The sequence below is a fragment of the Methylobacterium sp. WL19 genome (assembly GCF_008040005.1).
Classification (GTDB): Bacteria; Pseudomonadota; Alphaproteobacteria; order Rhizobiales; family Beijerinckiaceae; genus Methylobacterium; species Methylobacterium bullatum.
Map to the genome: position 1 here is coordinate 1 of NZ_VRVC01000027.1, position 21776 is coordinate 21776.

A 21776-nucleotide genomic window follows, 5' to 3' on the forward strand; every position below is an offset into this window, starting at 1 on the left:
GCCGAGGGCTTCGCCCGTGCGCCGAGCAGCGCGGCGAGCTGGGCCGCAGCATCGGAAACGCGGCCCCGCACGCCCTCGTCGACGAGGACGCCGTCGGAGAAGTCCGCGTCGCTGCCATAGACCGAGGTCGGGACGGTCTGCGCGCTGAAGAAGCCGAAGAGGGGCCGCAGGGAATGCTCGACGACGAGGGCGTGCCGCGCGCCCCCGCCGGTGGCCGAGAGCACGACGGGCTTGCCCGCCAGGGCCGCCGGATCGACGAAGTCGAACAGGTGCTTGAACAGGCCGGTATAGGCGCCCTTGTAGACCGGCGTTCCGACGATGAGCGCGTCCGCGTTCTCGATCGCCTCCAGGATGCGCCGAGCGGGCAGCGAGAGCTGGTCGCGCGACCAGGCCGCGCCGAGGCCGGTCCCGGCATCGACCACGTCGAACAGGCGGATGTCGGCGCGCAGCCGCGCGCCGGTCGCCTCGGCCACGGCTTCGACCAGCGCACGCGTCTTCGAGGGACGCTGCAGGTTGGCGCTGAAGCCGACGATGCGCGGAAGCGGGCCTGAGAAAGAGCTGCCTTGAAGGGACATCGAGCGCCTACCGATCGGGTACGGGAATGCGCCGGGGACTTTGATCCGAACGCGCCGTCCAGTCATGGCGGGCCGTCCGGTCATGGAATGCCCCTCGGCATCGTTACCGAAATGTGATGGCAGCGGCGATCCGGGTCAACGAAACGTGCTTTTAAAAGAACGAGGCATGGGAGATCGGTCTTCGGCAAGATGTCCCCGTAGGAGATGAAACTTTCGACTTGGCAATTTCATGCAGAATCACGGCCCATCGACGGGTCCGCCCTGGAAGAACGCTCCACCTGAACCGGACAGGGTTCGGTAAACCGAACGCCGCGAGGCGCTAGACCAATGCGTCGCCATGGCTCGATTGCAGGACGATGGGCTGGAAGGCCCGCAGGAGCGGCATGTCGAGCTTGCCCGTCATGCCGAGCATGATCGCATGGGCCTCGGCATGCGGGAGCGGATTGCGATAGGCCCGCCGCTCGGTGAGGGCCGAGTGGATGTCGCAGATCGTCACGAGGCGGACGAGATCCGGAATCGCATCGCCGGTGAGGCCGGCCGGGTAGCCGCTGCCGTCGAGCATCTCGTGATGATGCCGGACCACGTCGAGCATGGCGGCATCGAACCCCTCCTGCCTGGCGAGCATGTCGGCACCGGCGGCGGCATGGGTGCGCATGGTCGCCATCTCGGCCGAGGTCAGCGCACCGGGCTTGTTGAGGATGGCCAGAGGAATCTTCGATTTGCCGATATCGTGCAGCAACGCGGCTTTCGCGAGGCGCTTCCGGTCGGCCCGGGGAATCTTGAGGTGGAAGCCGAAGGCCGCGGCAAAGCCGGCGACGCTGAGGGAGTGCTGGTAGAGGAGCTCGTCGTAGCGTCCGATCACCTCGAGCCACGCGCGGATGCCACCCTCGGAAACGGCCTCCAGAATGACGTCGGTTCCCGCATCGGCCTCCTCCGAGGAGATCGGCCGATCGGCTTGCGCCGCATGGAACAGGTCCGCCACCACGGAGCAGGCGCGGTGCGCCCTGCCTTCCAATGCGGCGGTCTCGCCGGCGTGACGCGTGCGCAGCTTCTCGCCGGCATCGATGAGGCTGAACAGGAGGGAGAGAATGGTCGGGCGCGGGGTATCGGCCGCCGTGACGCGCAGGGCCGGATTCGCCCTGTCCGGGATGTGGGCGGGCGCATTCGTGAGAACGAGGCAGGGCACGCGCATCGCCAGGAGACGGACCACCCAGGCCGCCGCTACGCCGTCACGGGGATCCAGATCGATGACGGCGACGACGGGCAGGATGGCGGGAGCCGACTGGTCCCCGAGAACGCTGCGGCAGGGCATGATGGTGGTGATGGCGCGCGCCAGCAGTCTCACCCGGTCCGGTCGATCCGATACGATGAGGACGGACTTGTCTTGTGTCACGATCCGATCCGCTTCAGACCGGCAAGGTCTGGGTTCGTGCCCAAACACAGGCGCGCTCGCGAGTTTTACAGAAACAAATCCCTATAAATTGTTTCTTTTCGCAGAACGAACCCGATGCCGTCCGATCTATCATCGACACCTTGGACCGAGATAGTTCTCCTGTCGGAACCATGGCGCGGGGTCGTCCAATCCTGTCGTCCTGGTTAACCGGATGGAATGGAATTTGCTCGCACTCCGCCAGATTGCGAGGCGGTAACTCTCTGTAGAGGCCTTTGGGTTAGTGCTGTCGGGCAGTGAAGGTGGGCGCTCACCGTGCGGCACCTTCCGCCATCGGGAGGAGGATGCTGTGCTCGCGCGGGACTTCAAATCCTTCTTCGAGACATCGAAGCGTAACGGTATCATCCTGTCGTTCGGCGGCGACATCTCGGAGAACGTGCTGTTTTCCCTCGGCGAAGTCCTGAAGCTTCGGATGATCCAGGGTGAGACGGACGCGACCATCGCCAAGCGGGTGTTCTCGATCTTCGTCGAGCAGGCCCAGAACATCATTCGTTACTCGGCCGACAAGCTCCCCGGGGACAAGGCGTCCTGCGGCATGATCAGTGCGGGGATGATCGTGGTCGGCGTCGAGAACGCGCGCTTCTTCGTCGTGTGCGGCAACGAGGTTCCCAAGGCCGATGCCGCCGTTCTGCATGAGCGATTGGACCACATTGCCGGCATGTCCAGCGAAGAACTCAAGCGTTTCTACCGCGAGAAACTGCGCCAGCCCCCCGACGAGGGCAGCCTCGGAGGGAGCATCGGCCTGATCGAGATCGCTCGCCGGTCGAGTGCTCCCGTCGAGTTCGATTTTCACGATCTCGGCGACGAGCGCAGTCTGTTCTGCCTCAAAGCCTATATCTGACGGCGCCCCGGCGATGGACCGCATTCAAATTCCGGCGACCGCCCGATCCCCCGAGGTGGATTTCGACTTCGGAGCCGGCCGTTTCAGGCTGAGCGGCGAATCGTATCCGGAGGATGCCGCGGCCTTCTTCGGCCCCCTGCTCCAGTCCCTGCGGTCCTACCTCGCCCTGTCGGGTCCGGAACCGATCGTGTTCGAGGTCGCCCTCGTCTATTTCAACAGTTCCAGCGCCAAGGGACTGATGAACCTGTTCATGCCCCTCGAGGCCGCAGCCGGCGAAGGCCGTGGCGTCACCATCCGCTGGCTCTACGCCGAGGGCGACGAGACCATCGCCGAGGCCGGGGAGGATTTCGCCTCCGACTTTTCCCATGCACGTTTCGATCTCGTCGAGACCTCGCAGGCGGGGAACTGACACGGATGAAGGCCAAGCCCGGGGTCGTTCCGCCAACCGACCATCCCCCCGTCGTCGGCGACGCGTTCAGTCTGTACGATACCGAGGAAGCGGTCCTGGGGAAGACCGATGGGATGCTGGCGGGGCTCGCGCAGGTCGCGGGCGGCGTCCAGCAACTCGCCGAAGCCTACCGGCGCAGTTATCGCGAGCAGCGCCGCCTCGTGAGGATGAGCGACCGGATGCAGCTCGACCTGCAGAAGGCGAATCACCGCCTCGCCGAGCAGCAACGCGACCTACAGGCCCTCAACGAGGCGCTGTCCGGCGAGATCGAGCATCGGACCCGGCTCGAAGCGAAGCTGAGGCATCTGGCCGATACCGACGACCTCACCGGCGCGGTGAGCCGTCGCCGTTTCATGGAGATCAGCCAGCGTGAATGGCTGCGATACGAGCGCGACCGGGTTCCCGCCTGCCTCCTCATGGCGGATCTCGACCGGTTCAAGCGCCTCAACGACGAGTTCGGCCACGCCGCCGGAGACGCGGCCCTCGCCAGCTTCGTCGAGACCTGCCGGAGGCGCCTGCGCAAGGTGGACGTGATCGGCCGCATGGGCGGCGAGGAATTCGCGATTCTGCTCACCGAGATCGGGGCCGATGCCGGGCTCACGGTGGCCGAAGACATCTGCCGCCTCGTCGGGGAAACCGGCGTGGCGTGGCCCGGAGGACCGCTGGCGCTCTCCGTCAGCATCGGCATCGCCGCCATCGAGGGAACCGAGACCTTCGAGCAGACTCTGGGCCGGGCCGATGCTGCGCTCTATGCGGCCAAACATGCCGGACGGGGCTGTGTCCGCCCGTCCCGCGGCCCGTCCGCGGACGGACCGCCGCCATGACGTTCGATCCTGCGGCCGAGGGGGCAACGCCCGCCGTCGCCTCCCCCACCCGCAAGCGCTCCTTGAGGGGAGGCGGTCCCCTGCGCGGCGACGACTTCCTGGAACTGGCCGGTTTCACCGACGTGTCGACATCCGCGCCCGGTACGATGCGCCCGGGCGCCCTGCGCGGTTCGGCCCGCGGGCGCGACCTCGACAGTCTGGCGCACACCCTGTTCCTGCGGATCTACCCGGTGATCGCCATCGTGGTGCTGGCGACGCAGGTCGGCATCGCCTGGGTGAACTACAACGACAGTCTCAGGCTCTATACCGAACGGGCGAACCTTCTCGTCGCCCTCACCGCCCAGGCCATCGCCCGACCCGATTGGAGCGAGCGGCCGGACGTCTACACGACCCAGGTCCAGGCCCTGACCCTCGATCCGGCGTTCCGCTTCGTCCGTGCCTGGAACGCGGAGGGCGGCCTGGTGATGTCCATCGGCGAGATGCCGGGGGGACGCGGCATCGAGCTCATCCGGGCCTCCACCGCCATCACCCTGGCGGGCCAGGCGAAGCCCGTGGGAAGCCTGACGCTGGGACTTTCCACCGAAGCCCTGCGCGCCAATGCGGAGAAGCAGGCGCTCCTGGCGGTCGGGGCGAGCCTGGTGCTGATGCTGGCCTTCGTGCTGACCCTGCATGCCAACGTGCGCAAGCACGTCCTCGCCCCCCTGAAGCGCCTGCTGCTCGCCATGCGCGAGGTCGAGCACAAGCGCTGGTCGACGGTGGCGTTCGACGGCGCCATACGGGCCAGCAACGAGATCGACGTGATCTCCTCGGCCTTCAACCGCATGGTGGAGGGCCTGCGCGCCGGCGACGAGGCGAAGCAGCTCCTCGCCGACCTCGAACTCGCCCATGCCAAGCTCGCCGACGCCAACCACCAGGTCATGGAGAGCATCGGCTACGCCCGTCGCATCCAGACCTCCGTCCTGCCCGACCGGATGGCGCTGGCCGGTGCGGGACTCGATGTCGCCGTGCTGTGGGAGCCGCTGCATCAGGTCGGCGGCGACTATTTCTGGCTGGAACGCCTCGGTGACGTCAGCATCATCGTCGTGGCCGATTGCACCGGCCACGGCGTACCGGGCGCGTTCATCACGCTCATCGTCGCCACCGCCCTCGACCGCGTGCTGCACGAGCGCGGCCTTCGCTCGCCGGCCGAGATCCTGACGGTCCTCGACGAGATGGTCCGCGCCCAGCTGCGCCAGGACGGGCGCGGTTCGGATTCCGATGACGGGCTCGATTGCGGCCTGTGCATCTGGGACCCGGAGGCACGGCGCCTGACCTTCGCCGGCGCCGGCCTGTCGCTCACCACCGTCACGGATGCGGGGGTGACCCGGATCAGGGGGGCCAAGCGGGGACTCGGTTATCCGCGCCAGGGGAGCGAGAGCTTCAGCACCGGGAACGTCATCCTGGATGTGGCGCCGGGCGACACCTTCTACCTGATGACCGACGGCATCACCGACCAGATGGGTATTCACGGTACGCAGCGGCGATTGCTCGGGTATCGCGGTGTCGCGGATATCCTCCTGCGCACCCGCGGGGAGGAACTCGGCCGGCAGATCGGGACACTGGAAACCGAGCTCGCCGCCTATCGCGGCTCCGAGACACCCCGGGACGACATGACCCTGGTCGCGTTCCGCCCTAAACGACAGACGTGACCCACCACTCCGTGACCGAAACGATCGTCGCCCGGTGCGCTGGCACACGCTAAGCCCCACGACAATTCGGCACTATCCACGCCTGCCATTCGAGAGATCGCATCGCAACGCCTCAACCTTGCCGTCATGATGGACGAAGAGAGCTGGTATTCGGGGCGCGGTCTTCGTTTGCCTCTGCTGCGTTTCTACACATTCGAAAAGTCGAGATCGATCATGACACGCTTCCTTGCCGCGTCCGTCTGTCTGGGCCTGCTTGTCGCCATGCCCGTCCAGGCGCAGCCCTCCACCACGGCGCAGCAGCCGGCCCCCAAGCGCATGACCACCGCCATGGGTGTGACGAAGCCGCCGACCTCCACCTTCAACCGGGCCTCGACCGAAGGCGACATGCTCAAGGCGCAGAAGGTCTCCGCCGCCCGCGACAAGGCCTGGGACCGGAAGATGCGGACAACGATGGGTTCGATCTGCCTCGGCTGCTGAGATCCGAGCCCGCGAGGCTCGGTCGATGATCCGGTTCGAGGGCGTCTACCGTCGCTTTGCCGGCGCGGATCGACCGGCCGTCGATGGGATCGACCTCGACATCGCGGAAGGCACGACCTGCGTCCTCATCGGCCCTTCCGGCTGTGGCAAATCCACCACCCTGCGCATGGTCAACCGGCTCGTGGAACCGGATGCCGGGCGCATTCTCCTCGACGGACGCGACGTGGCGGGGGTCGATCCGGTGCGGCTGCGCCGCGGCATCGGCTATGTCCTGCAGGGCATCGGCCTGTTCCCCCACCGGACCGTCGCCGAGAACGTCGCCACCGTGCCAAAGCTGTCGGGCTGGTCCCGCGCCCGGATCGCGGATCGCGTGGACGAGATGCTCGCCCTCGTCGGCCTCGATCCGCGGGACTACCGCGACCGGAGGCCGGACGAACTCTCCGGCGGTCAGCGCCAGCGTGTCGGCGTCGCCCGCGCTCTGGCGGCGGACCCAGCCGTCCTCCTCATGGACGAACCCTTCGGAGCCGTGGATCCGGTAGCGCGTAGCCGGCTACAAAGCGAGATCGGCGAGATACTTCGCCGGCTCAATAAGACCGTCATCATCGTCACCCACGATATCGACGAGGCGATGCGGATGGGGGATCACGTCGTGCTGATGCGCGAGGGCCGGATCGTCCAGGCCGACACGCCAGACCGCCTCCTGGTCGCTCCCGCCGACGCCTTCGTGGAGAGCTTCGTCGGCGAGGACCGTGCTCTGCGGCGTCTCGCGCTGACGCAAGCGGGTGTCGTCGCGGTTCCCGGTGAGGCCGCGGATGCGCCGTCCGTCACGGCCGAGACATCGCTGAAGGACGCCCTGGCGCTGCTTCTCTCCACTGGCGCCGATCACCTAGCGGTGACGGGGAACGGTGCCCCCGCCATTCTGACTCTCACCGCGATCCGGGAAGCCGCATCGCGGCGGACCTGATCGCGCGTTCGTCAAGGCCGAGCGCATTGAGGGAGGATACCCCCCTCACTCCGCCGCGTCGGAGACCCGGAACGTCTCGATTCCCTGCCGCTCCGGGTTGATGGCCGCCAGCGCGCGCTTGGCCGTCTCCAGCGGATGCTCGGCTTCGATCCGCACCGAGGTCAGGTCCGGGCTCTTATAGACGGTGACGATGGTGTCCATCACCTCGGTGAGCGTGGTGCGCTTGTCTTCCGGGGCGGCGATGAGGAGTTGCAGCCCCCAGGCCTGATAGAGGTCCACCAGGGCCTGCGAGTTGCGCACGTCGAGTTTGGAGAAGGCCTCGTCGAGGAGGCAGAGGCCCAGACCGGGATTCTCGTCGCCGGGCCGGTCGCCGGGGTAATAGGCCGAGGCGAGCGAGGCGGCGATGGCCACGTAGAACGGCGCCTGCGCCTCGCCGCCCGAGCCGCGCAGGGCCCGGTTCGACATGGTGGTGCGGTTGCCCGCCTTGTCGCGCATGCCGATCTCGTAGACGAAATAGTTGCGGTAATCGGCGAGCCGCGCCGCGCTCTCGTCCCCGGCGATCAGGGCGGTGATCTCCTCGATGGCGGCGGCGAGCGGCCCCGAAGGCGCTTCCTCGCCTTCCCCCGGCAGAATCGCCTGCGCCGCGTCGGCCGAGCGAGCCACCTCTGTGGCGAGGGCATGCACGGCGGCGTAGCGGCGGTCGACGGTCGCCTCGAACGCGTAGGTCTGGCCGGTGAAGGTCTGGGTGGAGAGGCGTTCGTTCAGGGCGTCGAGGCGGGTGCGGACCCGCTCGAACTTGTCGGCGAGGCGCGTCAGCAGGTCCTCAGTCATGAGGCGGCGCATCTCGCCCTCTGCCCGCACCGCCTGGTCGCGATAGCGCCGCAACTCGTGGCCCGCCACCTCGTCATGGGCGCGGGCGACCCAAGAGAAACCGAAGGAGGCCGGGGCGTCGCCGTTGCCGAGCGGGTTCTCGATCCGCCATTGCACGCAATATTCGGCGAGATCGCGCTCGGCGGCACGGCCTTGCGTGCGCGCCGTCTCCATCGCCTCGCGGGCGGCGCCGCGCGCCGCATTGGCCAAAGCCGCCAGTTCCTTGGATTCGAGACCTGCGGCGTCGGCCCGGGCCTTCGCCACCGCCAGCGGATCGAACCCGGCCGGCCGGACGAGTCGGATGCGGACGGAATCACCGGCGATCCAGCGCGCATGGGCGCTGCGCCTCGCCTGGAGCGCGCCCCGTATCGCCTCCCGCGCGGTGGCGACCTTCGCCTTCAGCCCCGCTTCCTCGCCGAGCAGCGCGTCGCGCTTGGGCTCCAGAACCTGAACCAGTTCCGTGAGATAGGCCGAGCGCTCCTTGGCGAGTTCCTTGATCTCGGCCTCCAGCGCGCCGGTATCCGCCTTCTCCACGGCCTCACGCTCGGTGGTGAGGCTGCGCCGGCGCCCTTCCATGGCGTCGGCCTCCTGGCGCAGGGAGACGATGTCGAGATTCGCTTCCGCGAGGCGGACCCGCAGCATGGCGGCGATGCGGGCGGCCTCGCGCAGCACGCCCGCCTCACCGCGCAGGCGCCGCGCCTCGGCCACCGCGCGCTCCAGGTTCTGCCGTCCCTCCGCCGTGGGGCCGCGGCTGCCCCGCGTCATCATCAATTGGACCGGCCGCACCACGGAATAGGCCATGCCCGAGGTGGAGCGGCCGCTCGGCGCCACGGCGCGGCTCATATGGGCGAGGGCCGCGTCGTTCGGGGCGAGATCGTAGCCCCCGAGACGCGCGGCGAGGAAGGCCTGGGCGTGAGGATCGCGGGTCTCGATCAGCGAGATCGGCCCCTCGTCGTCGCGCCCGCCCCGGCGCCGCGCGGTGTCGGTGGTCTTGACCAGCAGGCAGCGGTAGAACTGGCTCTTGCGGGCTTCGAGATGGGCGAAGGCTTCGTTGAGCCTGTCCGGCTCCACCACCAGGGCCTCGCGGGCGCCGCCGAGCAGGCCCTCCAGGGCCGGCCCCCATTTCGGATCGGTGATCTCGGCGAGCTCGCAGATCGGCGTGGCCTCGATCCCCAGCCGGGCCAGCTCGTCGCGAAAGCCCGCCGTGTCGGAGGAGAGGCGGGCGCCGCCCGTCCGCCCGGTGCCGATCTCGGCCGAGAGGGCCTGCGCCTCCTTCTCCTGGGCCCGGGCGCGCAGGGCCATATCCTCGGCGGCGGTGTCGAGGGGGGTGGCGATGTCGGGCAGGGCCGCGAGCATCTCGATCAACCCGCCGAGGGGGCCGTCGAGGCGCAGGGATTCCTCCGGGGGCGCCTCACGGCGCAGGCCGGAGCGCGAGCACGCGGCCACGATCCGGGCGGCGTCGGGATCGATCCGCTGAATCTCGGAGAACAGGGTGTTGAGCTTGCCCGCCTCCTGCACCATCCCAACGAGGTCGGCGACGCGGGCGGAGAGGTCGCGCTTGTCGCGCGCCAGCATGGCGAGGCCGGCATTGGAGGCGGCGAGCCGCCCCTCCCCCTGGCTCCCGGCGAGCATCGCCTTCTTGCCGGCGATTTCCCCGTCGATCTCGCGCACGAACCCCTGGCTGGTGGCCACACTCTCGCGGGCGATGCGCAGGCGCTCGGCTACCTCGCCGAGCCTGGAGCGGGCGGTCGCGTAATCGAGGATGCGCCGGCGCAGATCGGCGCCAGCGGCGCGCAGATCGTCGAGGGTGGCCGAGAGGCTGGCCTCGGCCCAGGTCTCGTAGCGCTTCAGGATGCGCCCGAGATGCGTGAGCCGGCGCTCCAACTCCTCGATCGTCTCCAGCAGGCGGCGCCAGTTCTCCACCGACTGGCGGATGCGGGCGACGTCCAGGGGCTCCGGTTCGAGCACGAAGGAGCGCACGAAGGCGGAGGAATCGAAGATCGGCTTGAACGCCACGGCGTTGGAGAAGGTGCGCAGGAAATGCCGTGGCTCCGGACTCGACGCCCCCTCGCGCATCAGCGCCAGCAATTCGGCGGTGAAGCGCTCGCCCGACGAGCGGAATTCCTCGAACCGGTCGGCCTGGATGCGCATGTTCTTGGCGATCTCCGGCCAGGGCGCGACGAAGCTGCCCTCCGCGGTCTCGCGGACGTAATCGGCGATCTCGAAGCGATGGCCGACCGCGATGAAGCGCGACAGCGTGGTCTCGCGGCTGTCCTCGGCACGGGCCGCCAAAGCGAGGCCCACCGAGACGACGCGGCCGGTGGTCTCGTTCTCGAAGACCAGAACGATCAGGGTCTCGCAGGCCTCGCGGGTCGGGCGTCCGCCCTCGGCCGGGTCGCTGATCCAGCCGAGGCAGTAATCGCGGACCGTGCGGGCGCTGCGCCCCGAGGCGGAGGCGTTGAGGGCGAGGCGGCTGGCATTGTTGCCGGCCAGCACCGTTCCAACGGCATCGAAGATCGTCGATTTGCCGGCGCCCGTCGGCCCCACCAGGGCAGCCGCCCCCCGGATGCGGATCTGCTCGCGCCGGATCAGGTACCAGTTGGAGAGGACGATGTCGGTGAGGCGGTACACCGGTCGGGCGGCTCCCTGCGGGGCGTGTCGGTCGCCCGGCATGGACGCCGTCGGCTCGCGATGCAAGTCGGGTCGCAGCGTCACCTCCTATAGGGGCGGGACGGTCCGTCCCCGCGCACCGGAATGTTTTCATGTGAAATCTTTTATTAAGCAGCCCCGATCCCGACCGAAGGCCGACATCGGCGCGTTCGCCGGCCCCGGTGACCCGCTTTCAGCCGTCGTCGTCGAGGCGCGCCGCGGCCCAGGCGCGGACCTGTTCCATCCAGGCATCGGGCGAGAGCACGGCGATGCCCGGTAGAAGCATCAGCGGCGTGATCTTCTCGGCCTTGTCGCGCTCCCCCAGGCGCAGGGCGCCCTTGCGGGCGAAGAGGCGGAGGATTTCGGTGAGGCGCGCCTCCTCCGGCGCCTCGCTCCGGGCGGCGGTGCGGATCGATTCGGCGATGTCGTCGGTGGTGCATTCGACCACGCCGTCGGTGGTGACGCGGTGCGCGCGCAGCCCCTCCTCGTAGGCGAGACGCAGGGCGAGAAGGACGAGGGTCTCGTCCTTGCGCAGGCGTTCGGCCTGGCCGTCGTGGCGCACACCGTCCGGGGGCACGCGCAGGAACACCATCTGGTCGCGGGGCGAAACCTCGACCCCGTATCCGAGGCAGGCGAAGTAGCTCTTGAAGAAGGGCGCGTAGTGCCGGGCAAGCTCGTAGGAGCGCCCGATGCCGGGGGTGTCGGAATAGATGCATTGGCTCTTGAGCAGCACCTGGAGCGCCCGCGTCAGATCCTCCCCGGAGGGCGCGCGCGTCCCCGGAGGCGGAGGCTCGTCGCCGTCGACGATGGCGCGGAAGGCCTCGATCATCCCGACAATCCATGAAGCGTTGAGGCGGAACACCCGTCCCGCCGTGGCGCCTCGTTACCCGGATCGCGGTCCTTTCACAAAGGCCCGGCGTTCATGCCGCCTGCTGGGTCGCCTTGAACAGCGAGAGGCATTGGGTGTCGCGGTGCATGCTCAGGATCGAGGCGCGGTCGATGGACGGATTCTCGGCGAGCACGCGCTGGACCTCCGCCACGACCCGGTCGTAGCGGGAGGGGTCGAAGTTCCGTTCCAGCGGACTGACGGCGATATAGGTCTCGACCACGAGCACGCGCTCGGATCTCTCCTTGCCCACCTCGACCGCGATCCAGGCGGACTTGATCAAGCATTTCCCGGATGTCATCGGCGTATCTCCCGGTATTCCCGCATCTTCGGCGGGCCTTCGGCAAGCATGATCCCCCTTCCAACGTCTGCCAAGTCCGGAAACATCAATGTGATCAGGCGGCGGTCCAAGATCGTCACCGATTGTGACCCGATGCGGAGTTCGTCCCCGCTCAGGCGCCGCGTGGGCGAACCGATGCCGGGCGGAACGCCGGGTTTCGGCGCTCCACCAGGAAGTCCGGGCAGTCGAGCCAGCCGTTGGAGACGCGGCCCGCGACCCGCGAGAGGCGGTAGCGCGTGGTCAGGATGCCGTCGAACAGCACGTCGATCTCGCGCAGGCGCTGGAACACCACGAACTCGTCCACATCCGCCACCACGATCTCGGAACCCCGGACGGCGGGGCTCGCCCCGAGCTTGCGCTCGACGAAGGCGATGACGCGCTCCGGCGTCACCATCACCCGCTGGCGGAAGGCGTCCTTGGCCAGGATGAAGGCCTCGATGGCAGGGTCGAGATGGATCTCCGGCAGCGGCTCGGACAGGATCGCCGCGCGCCGCATGCGGGGGGTGTAGAGATGCGGCTCGCCGATGGGCGGACGCAGGAGCGAGACCTCGGCGAAGGGACCGGTCTCCGACCATTCGGCGGCGCCCACCGCCCGCAACGCCGCGGCGGTACGCTCGATCCGGTCGGAATCGCGATGGTCGGTGTAGCGCAGGGCCGCCGCGATCCGGCGCTCCAGGCGTGCCACGATGTCGGCCACGGCGTCGAGATGCCGGTCGAGCCCCTCGAAGATCGAGAGGATTTCGGCGAGATCCGCCCGTACCGCCCGCTCGGCCAGGGACAGGTCCTGTGCCCTCCCTTCGCGCAGCCCCGCTTCGGCGAGAGCCCGCAGGGTGAGGTCGTCGCGCAGGGCGCGGCCCGCCTCGCGGACGATGCCGGAGCGGAAGCGGAACGGGTTCAGGCGCGTGTGCAGGGTACGGTAGTCGCTGACGAGATGGCGCGCGACGAACTCCTCGAAATAGAGGCGGAACGCGACGCCCTGGTCTTCCTCGCGCAGGATCCGCTCCTCGATCTTGCGCATCGAGCCGGCGAGGCTGCGCAGATGTCCGAGGAAGGCGCGCGAGGCCTTGGCCGCATTGACCAGGGCCTCCGAACGTTCGGCCGGGTTGGCCACCGCGCTCTCCAGGCTACCCAGTACCTCCAGCACCGCACCGCCATAGGAGCGGGTCTCGCCTCGGTCGAGACGGGCGAGTTCCTCGATAACGAGGCGGGCATCCGGATCGAAATCGACCACCGGCACGTAGCGCTCGCGCCGTTCCACCAGCCAGCCGGCGTCGAGAAGCCGCCGGTAGACCGCCGAGCGTCGCTCCACCGGATCGACCGGCGTGGCCTCGTCGTCGGCGATCTCGCCCTGGGACCAGTCGGCGGAGAAATCACCGATGGAGGCCAGCAGCTCGCTCTTGCGCAGGGGTTCGGTGGTCTCGGCGAACACCCTGGCATGCAGATGCAGCAGCAGCGCCGCGTTGAAGGCCCGGCTCGGCGAGGCGAGCGGCTTGAACAGATCGTCGGGGAGGCGGGTGAACAGCATGGCGGCGCTGGTGAGGACAGCCAGTGCAATAGGCCGGAGTCAATCGACCCGCCGTAACGGCCTGTGTGCCGAGCGCACCCTACCCTTGCAGCATCAGCCCGTCTGAAAACCAGGTTCCGGCCATTCGGGCCGACGTACTACAGCCCGCGGCAGCGCGTCCGGATGATGCCGGAGAAATCCTTCTCCGAGGTCTGCACCTCGGCGAGCTTGGCGGCGCGCTCGGCCCCCGACAGGCAGCGACCGTAGACGCTGGCGACCCGGCGCATGGTCTCCACGTGGCGGCGCCAGACCCGGCAGCGGTTGGCATCGTCGCCATCCGCCTGCTCGAGCTGGTCGATGGCCTGACGCTGCATCGAGTTGGCCACGAGCACGTCGCGGGCGCAGGTCACGTCGGCCCGCGCCGGCGTGAGCGACAGGACGAGCCCCGCCATCGCGGCCGCCGCCCACTTCGCCTTCACGTCCATCGGGATCATGCCGCCTCGGATTTCGTAGGCTGCGTCAGGAGCGCGTAGAGTGCGCTGGCGTCCCTCGCGGCCCGGATTCGGTCGAGAACCCCCGGTTCGCGCAGGAGACGCGCCACCTGGGCCAGCGCCTTGAGATGCTCCGCGCCCGCGCCCTCCGGGGCGAGGAGAAGAAAGGCGATGTCGATCGGCTGACCGTCGAGGGATTCGAAATCCACCGGCTTCTCCAGCCGTGCCACGAGGCCGAACAGCCGGTCGAGGCCCGGAAGCTTGCCGTGGGGAATGGCGACGCCGTCGCCGATGCCCGTGGAGCCGAGGCGCTCGCGCTGCAGGAGAGTCTCGAACACCTCACGCTCGTCCAGAGCGGGAAGCTGGCGCACCGCATGGGTGCTCAATTCCTGGAGGATCTGCTTCTTCGCGCGAGCGCGCAGAGAGGTCACCACGGAATCCGGACTCAGGAATTCCAGAATCGGCATAAAGGACCATCGCCCCATCGGCGGCGACCCACCGGCCCCCGCTCGTCTACATTAGCGCTGCGGATGCGTGGTCCCCACGCATCCCGAGGCGGCCGATGGTCGGCACGCGGCCGGCAGAGCGCGTTAAGCTGCCGCCTCCGGCGGATCCACCCAACCGATCGCTCCGTCACTGCGGCGGTATACGACGTTGATGCGGCCGGTACCAGCGTGAACGAACACGATGACCGGTGCCCCCGTGAGATCGAGGGCGGTGACCGCCTCGCTCACCGAGTGGCGCTTGAGCGCCCTGGTGCTCTCGGCGACCACGGGCGGATGCGCCTCCTCGTCCTCGGCGAGATCGTCGTCGATCACATCCTCTTCCGCGTCGCTCGGCGCGGCGAAGACAGCGTAGGCCGCCTGGACGGTGGCGCCCTCATGCAGGGCGGCGCCATGATCCTTGAGCCGGTGCTTGTAGCGCCTCAGGCGCTTCTCGAGCTTGTCCGCCGTCTGCTCGAAGCTCGAATGCGCGTCGTGCGAAGCGGCGGACGCTTCGAGCGTCAGGCCCGAGACGAGGTGAAGCACACAATCGGTACGGTAGGCCGTCCCATCCCGTCGAAGCGTCACATGGCCGGAACAGGTGCCGTTCATGTGGCTGTCGAGATATTTCGACAAGGTGGCGGCCATTCGCTCTTCGACACGCCCGCGAAGGGCTTCGCCGAGGTCCAGGCCGTGGCCTGTGACGCGCAATGACCCCATGTATCCTCCGGTTTTGTTGCGTTCGGGAGGCAAGTAAAGGAGCCCCGGGAGGAGAAGTCAACGGAATGGCGAGCCGGCATTGCACGGGAGGTGACAGGCGGGAGAGCCTGAAGCTTTCCCCGGCGGGCAGACGTCATCCGCAGAACGCGGCAGCCCTCAACGGGCGTAGGCGAAATGCTCGCGGCGGCGCTCGATGGACGAGGGGATGCGCAGGGATTCCCGATATTTCGCCACGGTGCGGCGGGCGATGTCGATGCCCTCGTCGCGGAGCTTCTGCACCAGGGCGTCGTCCGAGAGCACGTCGCCGGTCGCCTCGCCGTCCACGAGCTGCTTGATGCGGTGGCGCACCGCCTCGGAGGAATGCGAAGCCGTGCCCGCCGCCCCCGGAATGGCGGCGGTGAAGAAGTATTTCATCTCCAGGGTGCCCCGGCTGGTGCCGATGGATTTGTTGGAGGTGACCCGCGACACGGTGGATTCGTGCATGCCGATGGCCTCGGCGACCGTCTTGAGGTTGAGGGGGCGCAGATGCGCCACGCCGTTCACGAAGAAGGCGTCCTGCTGGCGGACGATCTCCGAGGCGACCTTGAGGATGGTGCGCGCCCGCTGCTCCAGGCTGCGGGTGAGCCAGTTGGCGGTCTGCAGGCATTCGGACAGGAACGCCTTGTCGCCCTCGGCCGCCGCCCCGCGCGAGACGCGGGCATAGTAGCTCTGGTTCACCAGAACGCGCGGCAGCGCCTCGGCATTGAGCTCCACCAGCCAGGAGCCGTCGGAGGCCGCCCGGACGAACACGTCGGGGATCAGCACCTCCACGGCGCGCGAGCCGAAGGCCCGCCCGGGCTTCGGGTCGAGGCGGCGCAGTTCGGCCAGCATGTCCACCAGATCCTCGTCATCGACGCCGCAGAGCCGGCGCAGGCTCGGGAAGTCGCGCTTGGCCACGAGGTCGAGGCGGGAGACCAGGGCCTGCATCGCCGGATCGAACCGGTCACGCTCGCGCAGCTGCAGGCTCAGACATTCGGCGAGATCGCGGGCGGCGATACCCGGCGGGTCGAAGGTCTGGATCAGCTTGAGCACCCGCGCCACGGAATCGAGGCTGGCGCCGAGGCGCTCGGCCACCTCGTCGATGGACTCGCGCATGTAGCCGGCATCGTCCACCGCATCGATGAGGAAGCCGGCGATCAGCCTGTCGCCGGCATCGCGGGTGGCGAGGTCGAGTTGCGCGCTGAGATGCTCGCGCAGGGAGACTTCCGAGGTCAGGGTCGCCTCGAAATCCGGCGCCTCGCCGTCGAAGCTGCCGCCGGTATTGCCGTAGGGCGCCGGAGTCAGGGTGAGCATGTCGCCCGAGGCAGCCTCGCGGGCATGGCTCGGATTCTCATCGGAGAAGACGTTGTCGAGACGGGTGTCGAGGACGCTTTCCATCTCGGCGCTGCTGGCCGTGAGTTCGGTCGACATCCAGTTGTCGGGCTCGGCCGAGTCGAACTCGCCATCCCCTTCGCCCGCGGCCTCCGGGGCCACCTCGCCGTTCGCGCGTTCACCGTCCGGCTCGCCCTCGACGCGCTCCAGGAGCGGATTGCGCTCCAGTTCGGCATCCACATAGGTGGCGAGATCGATCTGGGAGAGCTGAAGGAGCTTGATCGCCTGGAGAAGCTGTGGCGTCATCACCAGGGCTTGGCCCTGACGCATTTCCAGTCGCTGCAGCAAGCTCATGGTGTTGCCCCGACGCCTTCAGGTGAGCCCAGCCGAAGGCGCGCACAGAACCCTACGCCGCTCGGCATGAATGTTGCTTCTTTTTATCTTCGCCTAGGTCTATCGCCATCTTGCGTCGCCGTCAAAGCGCGATGCGCGCGATTTCCACCACGATGCTGCGGCGCACCATCGGGCTCGGCGCAGCCGGGGTTGGACGGACGCAGCTCATGCTCGCGCAACTGTCTCGTACCAAAGAGAAATTAAATTCCTCCTCCGCTGGCATGCGCGGACGACCAGCCTAAAGACATGCACAAAACGCATGCATCTTTTGGTCGCCATGTAATGTGGCGAGAAATTGGGCAGCAGAGGATGTGGGCAGCACGGGCGGGCGCGTGATTCGCGGATACGGATCGGGCTGGTGGCCTAAACAGGTTTCGCAGAAGTGGCCTCCGGTTCTGCGATAAAAACCTGCGAGACATCAAAGAGCTAAGCAGCGTGAAGCGTTGGCGCGCCAACGCGAACCTGCTTAGAGCCGAAACCCCTCGCCGAGATAGAGGCGCCGTGCATCCTCGTTGGCGACGATCTCCTCCGGCGTGCCCTCGGTGAGGATACGGCCGGAATGGGCGATATAGGCGCGGTCGATGAGGCCGAGGGTCTCACGAACGTTGTGATCGGTGATGAGCACGCCGATGCCGCGCTGCTTCAGGTGCTTCACCAGATCCTGGATGTCGCCCACCGCGATGGGGTCGATGCCGGCGAAGGGTTCGTCGAGGAGCATGAAGCTCGGCGATGTCGCCAGGGCACGGGCGATCTCGCAGCGACGCCGCTCGCCGCCCGACAGCGCGATCGAAGGCGCCTTGCGCAGACGCGCGATGTCGAATTCCTCGAGCAGCGAATCGAGCTTGCGCTCGCGCTCCTTGCGGCTGGGCTCCACCACTTCGAGCACGGCGCGGATGTTGTCCTCCACGGACAGGCCGCGGAAGATCGAGGCTTCCTGCGGCAGGTAGCCGATGCCGAGGCGCGCACGCTGATACATCGGCAGGTGGGTGATCGGCAGTCCATCGAGACTGATCGAGCCGCGATCCGCCGAGACGAGGCCGGTGATCATGTAGAAGATCGTGGTCTTGCCCGCGCCGTTGGGGCCGAGCAGGCCCACGGCCTCGCCGTTGCGCACGGTCAATCCGGCCTCGTGCACCACCGTGCGCGCGCCGTAGCTCTTGCGCAGCCCTTCCACGTGGAGAATGCCCGGACCGCCGCCACTCTCGGACAGGCCAGCCTCACCACCCGCCGCCCGCCCCTTGCCGCGGCGAAAGAGGCGCGACAGGAGGGAGGGCGCGCGCACGGCTCCTGCAGGAGCCGCATCGGCGATCCGGGAGCTGATCGGGTCTGGCGCAGGGGCCACCGGCAGGGCGGAGGTCAATTGGCCTGCGCTCTCGGCTTTGCGGCCGGCTTCTCCGCGCCGGCCTCGGAAGGTTTCGGCGCGGGCTTGCCCGCGGCACTCGCCGGCTGGGCACACCCCTTGGCCCCACCCTTGGCGGCCTCTTCCTTCTGCGGCACGAACATCGCCGAGACGCGGCCGCCGGCCACCGGGTCCATGTTCGCCCGGCCGGTATTCATGTCGTAGACGAGGCGACTGCCCCGGGTGACGTTCTGGCACTGGCTCAACACGACGTTGCCGGTGAGCACGATGCGCTTGGCCTCCTGGTCGAACACGGCGTTGTCGCCGGTGGCGACCTGGTCGTTCTGCACCACGGTGACGGGGCCGGCGCATTCCACCTTCTGGATGCCGTTCTCCGCCATGCCGGCCGGCGATTTGGCACCATCGGCGGCAGGCGCGGGCGCCCCCGGCTTGGCATCCTTGCCGCGCTTGTAATGCACCGTCATCGTCGAGCAGCGGATGGTGCTGTCGCCCTGCACAGCCACGACGTTGCCGGCGAAGATCGCCTTGTTCTCGCGGTCGAACACGTCGAGCCGGTCCGCGTCGATCTTGACCGGTTCCTTGCCCCCGCTGGCGCCGAAGGTGCTCCCCGGCGCGGTCGGCTTGGTCGCCTTCGCGGCGGGCGCCGGAGACGTGCCGGACGGAATCTGCGCCATCGCGCTCCCTGCCGCGAGGAGGCTGCAGAGGGCGAGGGTGGAGATCAGCGCGGAACGGCTCATCGGCGTGCCTCCCCATCCTGCGGCTCGGCGGCGGAGGTGAGGATGCGCGGCGATTTCACATCGGGCTTGATCTCGGATCCGGCGTTCTCGGCTTTGTCCGATCCGTGGAACACCGCATGGACATTGCCGACGAAGGAGATGACGCGACCGTTATCGACCATGTCGAGACCGTCGGAGGCCACCGTCCCTGTGGGAAGAGTCACGGCGACGGCCTGGTCGGACTTCACCGTACCGGCCTTGAAGTCGATGGCGGCGGTCAGGAGGCGGATGTCCTCGCCCTTGTCGGTCCACAACTTGATGTCGCGTTCGAGGGACAGGGTCTCGCGTGCCGAATCGAACAGACCCGAGGCGGCCTCCATATGGGCGAGCCCGCCCGAATCGTCGGTGACGAGATGGCCCTTCATGGCCTGGAGTTCGATCAGCGTGGGCTTGCGCACGTCCTGGAAGGCGGCCGTGGCGATGACCTCGTAGCCCCGGTTGTCCTTCCGGAAACCGGAGAGGCGCGGGTTCTCCATCTTCACCTTGGTCCCCGACAGGGTGACCGGCCCCATGGTGACGGCCGGCAGGGCGCTGCCGAACGGGTTGAACAGCGTCACCACGGCGAGGGCGACGACCGCGGCTCCAGCCGAGAGGGGAATGAGACGACGCAGGTAGCGCACCTGCGTGCTATGGTTGCGAGCCCGCGCATGGGCACGGTGACGGCGCGCATCCGCGCCCGATCCCGTCGTCCCTGTCGCGTCGATGGCGTCGACCCCGTGCATGGTGATGATCCGAGCCGCTCCGCCTGACCGATCCGATGGGACACCGGCAGGTTGCGCCCCGCAACATGCCACGTCTCGCCCATGATGTACTGAACCGTGGGAACCCGCTTACCCCATGGTCCAGCGCCGGATGCGCGCGGCCGATGGCGAAGTTGTGGCCGTACCGGAACCTTATGACCGGAGCATTGAGGAATCATCAACCGGACGGGATCGCAGCGACACGATCGATGTGCGCCGCCGCACCGTGCCCCCGCGTGCCCGCCTGCGGCATGCGCGTGCCCGGTCAGGTGTGGGCGAAGATGTCGGTCTCGGCCCAGCCTTCGAGATCGAGGAGGGAGCGGGTGGGCAGGAACTCGAAACAGCGCCGCGCGAGATCCGTGCGTCCCTCACGGTCGAGCATCGCGTCGAGGCGGGCGCGCGCCGCATGCAGATGCAGCACGTCGGAGGCGGCATAGTCCACCTGCGCCTGGCTCAGCGATTCGGCGCCCCAATCGGAGGATTGCTGCTGCTTCGACAGGTCGACGCCCACGAGTTCGCGGACCACGTCCTTGAGGCCGTGCCGGTCGGTATAGGTGCGGGCGAGCTTGGAGGCGACCTTGGTGCAATAGACCGGCCCCGGCATCACGCCGAAGGCCTTGTACAGCACGGCGAGGTCGAACCGGGCGAAATGGAAGATCTTGGTCACCGACGGATCGGCCAGCACACCCTTGAGCATGTCGGGCGGACTCGATCCGGGGACGATCTGCACCACGTCGGCACTGCCGTCGCCGCGCGAGATCTGGACGACGCAGAGACGGTCCCGATGCGGATTGAGACCCAGCGTCTCGGTGTCGATGGCGATGGCGGTGCCCGGCACGTAATCGGCCGGGAGATCACCGCGATGGACGCGGATGATGGGCTGGGGGGGCATCTGGCTTGTGTCTTCCGGCGGGAACCGAGGTCTCCGGCCGCGTAACACCGTGCCCCCCGGCGAACAACCCGGCACCGGACCGGCGCCGGGTTGCCCGAGCGGAAGGGTTACTTCTGCTTGGCGATGACTTTGTCCTTGATCCCGTCATAGACGCCCTGGGTGAGGATCTTCTTCGACACGAGCTGATCCTTGCCGTGATAGGGGCGGCCCTTGACGATCGCGGCCGAGCGCGCCGCACCGATGCCGGGCAGAGCCTCGAGTTCGGCGGGCGAGGCGCTGTTCAGATCGATGAGATCGGTCTTGGCCGCCGGCGCGACGGGAGCGGCGGGCTTGTCCGCCGTCGGCTTGGCCGGGGCGGCCGGAGCCGTGGGCGCCTTCGGTGCGACGGTGGGAGGAGTGGAGGTCGAGGGGCTCGGCGCCTGGGCGAGGGCGGGAGCCGCCGCGAGGCAGCCCAGCACGGCCAGGGTGCGGAGCAGAGATGTAGTCATGCGAGATGAAGTCACGGCAATCTCCCGAGATGCGGCGGCGCAGTCTTCGTTGAGGCGTCTCCGTATTCGCAGGTAGGACACGACGGTTGAACCGGCGCTTAACGAGACTTCACGGCCTCGCGAGCCCCGCCGCGAACCGGGGCCGGCTGCCCCTTCGCGGATCGATCCGCCATTTTCGGAAGTCCGGCCTCGGGCGGCTCTAGCCAGGCGGCCGATCTGCCGCTATACAGCCGCCATCGAATCTCCGTTTGAACACGGTGCCGAGGTTGCCTCTTCCCTCGCGGGGCGGCGCCCGTGCACCCTTTTTGTCGTAGCAGGACTACCCCATGGCCGTTCCGAAGCGAAAGACCTCCCCCTCGCGGCGCGGCATGCGCCGGTCCGCCGACGCCCTCAAGGCCCCGACCTATGTCGCCGACAAGGATTCGGGCGAGCTGCGTCGTCCCCACCACATCGATCTGAAGACCGGCATGTATCGCGGTCGCCAGGTCCTCAAGGTGAAGTCGGCCGAGGCCTGATCCTACGCGTCGTCGACGGTCCCGCCAGGGACCGGAACGAGACGATGTCTGCG

The 21776-nt window shown here is 68.2% G+C and carries 22 protein-coding genes; 7 read left to right on the plus strand and 15 right to left on the minus strand.

The window, feature by feature from the left end:
- Positions 1–575 (minus strand): FMN reductase (gene msuE, locus FV220_RS07670; protein ID WP_147830525.1); only part of this gene is annotated, 575 nt, incomplete at its 3' end.
- A 319-nt stretch (positions 576–894) separates the two neighbouring features.
- Positions 895–1968 carry an HD domain-containing phosphohydrolase gene (locus tag FV220_RS07675; RefSeq protein WP_308445004.1) on the minus strand — a complete coding sequence of 358 codons (1074 nt, stop codon included), beginning with the start codon at positions 1966–1968 and terminating at the stop codon, positions 895–897.
- Between the two features lie 346 nt (positions 1969–2314).
- On the opposite strand from FV220_RS07675, the gene FV220_RS07680 reads away from it, so the two are divergent.
- From FV220_RS07680 to FV220_RS07705, 6 genes are all read left to right on the plus strand, one after another.
- Positions 2315–2866, plus strand: a complete 552-nt coding sequence (locus tag FV220_RS07680; RefSeq protein ID WP_018046037.1) for a SiaB family protein kinase — start codon at positions 2315–2317, stop codon at positions 2864–2866.
- 13 nt (positions 2867–2879) lie between these two features.
- Positions 2880–3275: a DUF1987 domain-containing protein gene (locus FV220_RS07685; protein WP_056143656.1), complete on the plus strand. Its 396-nt coding sequence runs from the start codon at positions 2880–2882 to the stop codon at positions 3273–3275.
- 5 nt (positions 3276–3280) lie between these two features.
- A complete protein-coding gene (locus FV220_RS07690; protein WP_056143658.1) occupies positions 3281–4138 on the plus strand; it encodes a GGDEF domain-containing protein in 858 nt (285 codons plus the stop codon).
- The gene (locus tag FV220_RS07695) at positions 4135–5826 is read left to right on the plus strand and encodes a SpoIIE family protein phosphatase (protein WP_056143663.1); all 1692 of its coding nucleotides are present in this window, start codon (positions 4135–4137) and stop codon (positions 5824–5826) included. The genes FV220_RS07690 and FV220_RS07695 overlap by 4 nt, the downstream gene beginning before the upstream one ends.
- Before the next feature lie 213 nt (positions 5827–6039).
- Positions 6040–6303, plus strand: a complete 264-nt coding sequence (locus FV220_RS07700; RefSeq protein ID WP_043765043.1) for a hypothetical protein — start codon at positions 6040–6042, stop codon at positions 6301–6303.
- 25 nt (positions 6304–6328) lie between these two features.
- Positions 6329–7267 (plus strand): ABC transporter ATP-binding protein, encoded by a 939-nt coding sequence (locus tag FV220_RS07705; protein ID WP_147830528.1) that lies wholly within the window; start codon positions 6329–6331, stop codon positions 7265–7267.
- Positions 7268–7312: 45 nt separating this feature from the next.
- Here the strand turns inward: FV220_RS07705 and FV220_RS07710 are convergent, their stop codons facing one another.
- The 13 genes from FV220_RS07710 to FV220_RS07770 all read right to left on the minus strand — a co-directional run bounded on the left by FV220_RS07710 (position 7313) and on the right by FV220_RS07770 (position 21208).
- Positions 7313–10768, minus strand: a complete 3456-nt coding sequence (locus FV220_RS07710; protein ID WP_147830530.1) for an SbcC/MukB-like Walker B domain-containing protein — start codon at positions 10766–10768, stop codon at positions 7313–7315.
- A gap of 211 nt (positions 10769–10979) precedes the next feature.
- The gene (locus FV220_RS07715; RefSeq protein WP_147830532.1) at positions 10980–11615 is read right to left on the minus strand and encodes a DUF4194 domain-containing protein; all 636 of its coding nucleotides are present in this window, start codon (positions 11613–11615) and stop codon (positions 10980–10982) included.
- Between the two features lie 91 nt (positions 11616–11706).
- Positions 11707–11973 (minus strand): hypothetical protein, encoded by a 267-nt coding sequence (locus FV220_RS07720; protein WP_018046029.1) that lies wholly within the window; start codon positions 11971–11973, stop codon positions 11707–11709.
- 151 nt (positions 11974–12124) lie between these two features.
- Positions 12125–13537 (minus strand): Wadjet anti-phage system protein JetA family protein, encoded by a 1413-nt coding sequence (locus FV220_RS07725; RefSeq protein WP_147830534.1) that lies wholly within the window; start codon positions 13535–13537, stop codon positions 12125–12127.
- Between the two features lie 137 nt (positions 13538–13674).
- The gene (locus FV220_RS07730; protein ID WP_147830547.1) at positions 13675–14001 is read right to left on the minus strand and encodes a hypothetical protein; all 327 of its coding nucleotides are present in this window, start codon (positions 13999–14001) and stop codon (positions 13675–13677) included.
- A 5-nt stretch (positions 14002–14006) separates the two neighbouring features.
- On the minus strand, positions 14007–14474 hold the full coding sequence (ptsN, locus tag FV220_RS07735) for a PTS IIA-like nitrogen regulatory protein PtsN (RefSeq protein ID WP_027171308.1): 468 nt from the start codon (positions 14472–14474) through the stop codon (positions 14007–14009).
- 123 nt (positions 14475–14597) lie between these two features.
- The gene (raiA, locus tag FV220_RS07740; RefSeq protein WP_026176326.1) at positions 14598–15209 is read right to left on the minus strand and encodes a ribosome-associated translation inhibitor RaiA; all 612 of its coding nucleotides are present in this window, start codon (positions 15207–15209) and stop codon (positions 14598–14600) included.
- Positions 15210–15365: 156 nt separating this feature from the next.
- A complete protein-coding gene (gene rpoN / locus FV220_RS07745; protein ID WP_082473125.1) occupies positions 15366–16913 on the minus strand; it encodes an RNA polymerase factor sigma-54 in 1548 nt (515 codons plus the stop codon).
- Positions 16914–17418: 505 nt separating this feature from the next.
- Positions 17419–18273, minus strand: a complete 855-nt coding sequence (gene lptB, locus FV220_RS07750; RefSeq protein WP_043765042.1) for an LPS export ABC transporter ATP-binding protein — start codon at positions 18271–18273, stop codon at positions 17419–17421.
- A 35-nt stretch (positions 18274–18308) separates the two neighbouring features.
- Positions 18309–19049: an LptA/OstA family protein gene (locus tag FV220_RS07755; RefSeq protein ID WP_082473126.1), complete on the minus strand. Its 741-nt coding sequence runs from the start codon at positions 19047–19049 to the stop codon at positions 18309–18311.
- Positions 19046–19810 (minus strand): hypothetical protein, encoded by a 765-nt coding sequence (locus tag FV220_RS07760; protein WP_018046021.1) that lies wholly within the window; start codon positions 19808–19810, stop codon positions 19046–19048. The genes FV220_RS07755 and FV220_RS07760 overlap by 4 nt, the downstream gene beginning before the upstream one ends.
- 283 nt (positions 19811–20093) lie before the next feature.
- Positions 20094–20720, minus strand: a complete 627-nt coding sequence (locus tag FV220_RS07765) for a ribonuclease D (protein WP_018046020.1) — start codon at positions 20718–20720, stop codon at positions 20094–20096.
- Positions 20721–20827: 107 nt separating this feature from the next.
- The gene (locus FV220_RS07770; RefSeq protein ID WP_056143689.1) at positions 20828–21208 is read right to left on the minus strand and encodes a helix-hairpin-helix domain-containing protein; all 381 of its coding nucleotides are present in this window, start codon (positions 21206–21208) and stop codon (positions 20828–20830) included.
- Between the two features lie 326 nt (positions 21209–21534).
- On the opposite strand from FV220_RS07770, the gene rpmF reads away from it, so the two are divergent.
- Positions 21535–21723, plus strand: coding sequence for a 50S ribosomal protein L32 (gene rpmF, locus FV220_RS07775; RefSeq protein WP_018046018.1), 189 nt, complete (start codon positions 21535–21537; stop codon positions 21721–21723).
- Positions 21724–21776: the final 53 nt, after the last annotated feature.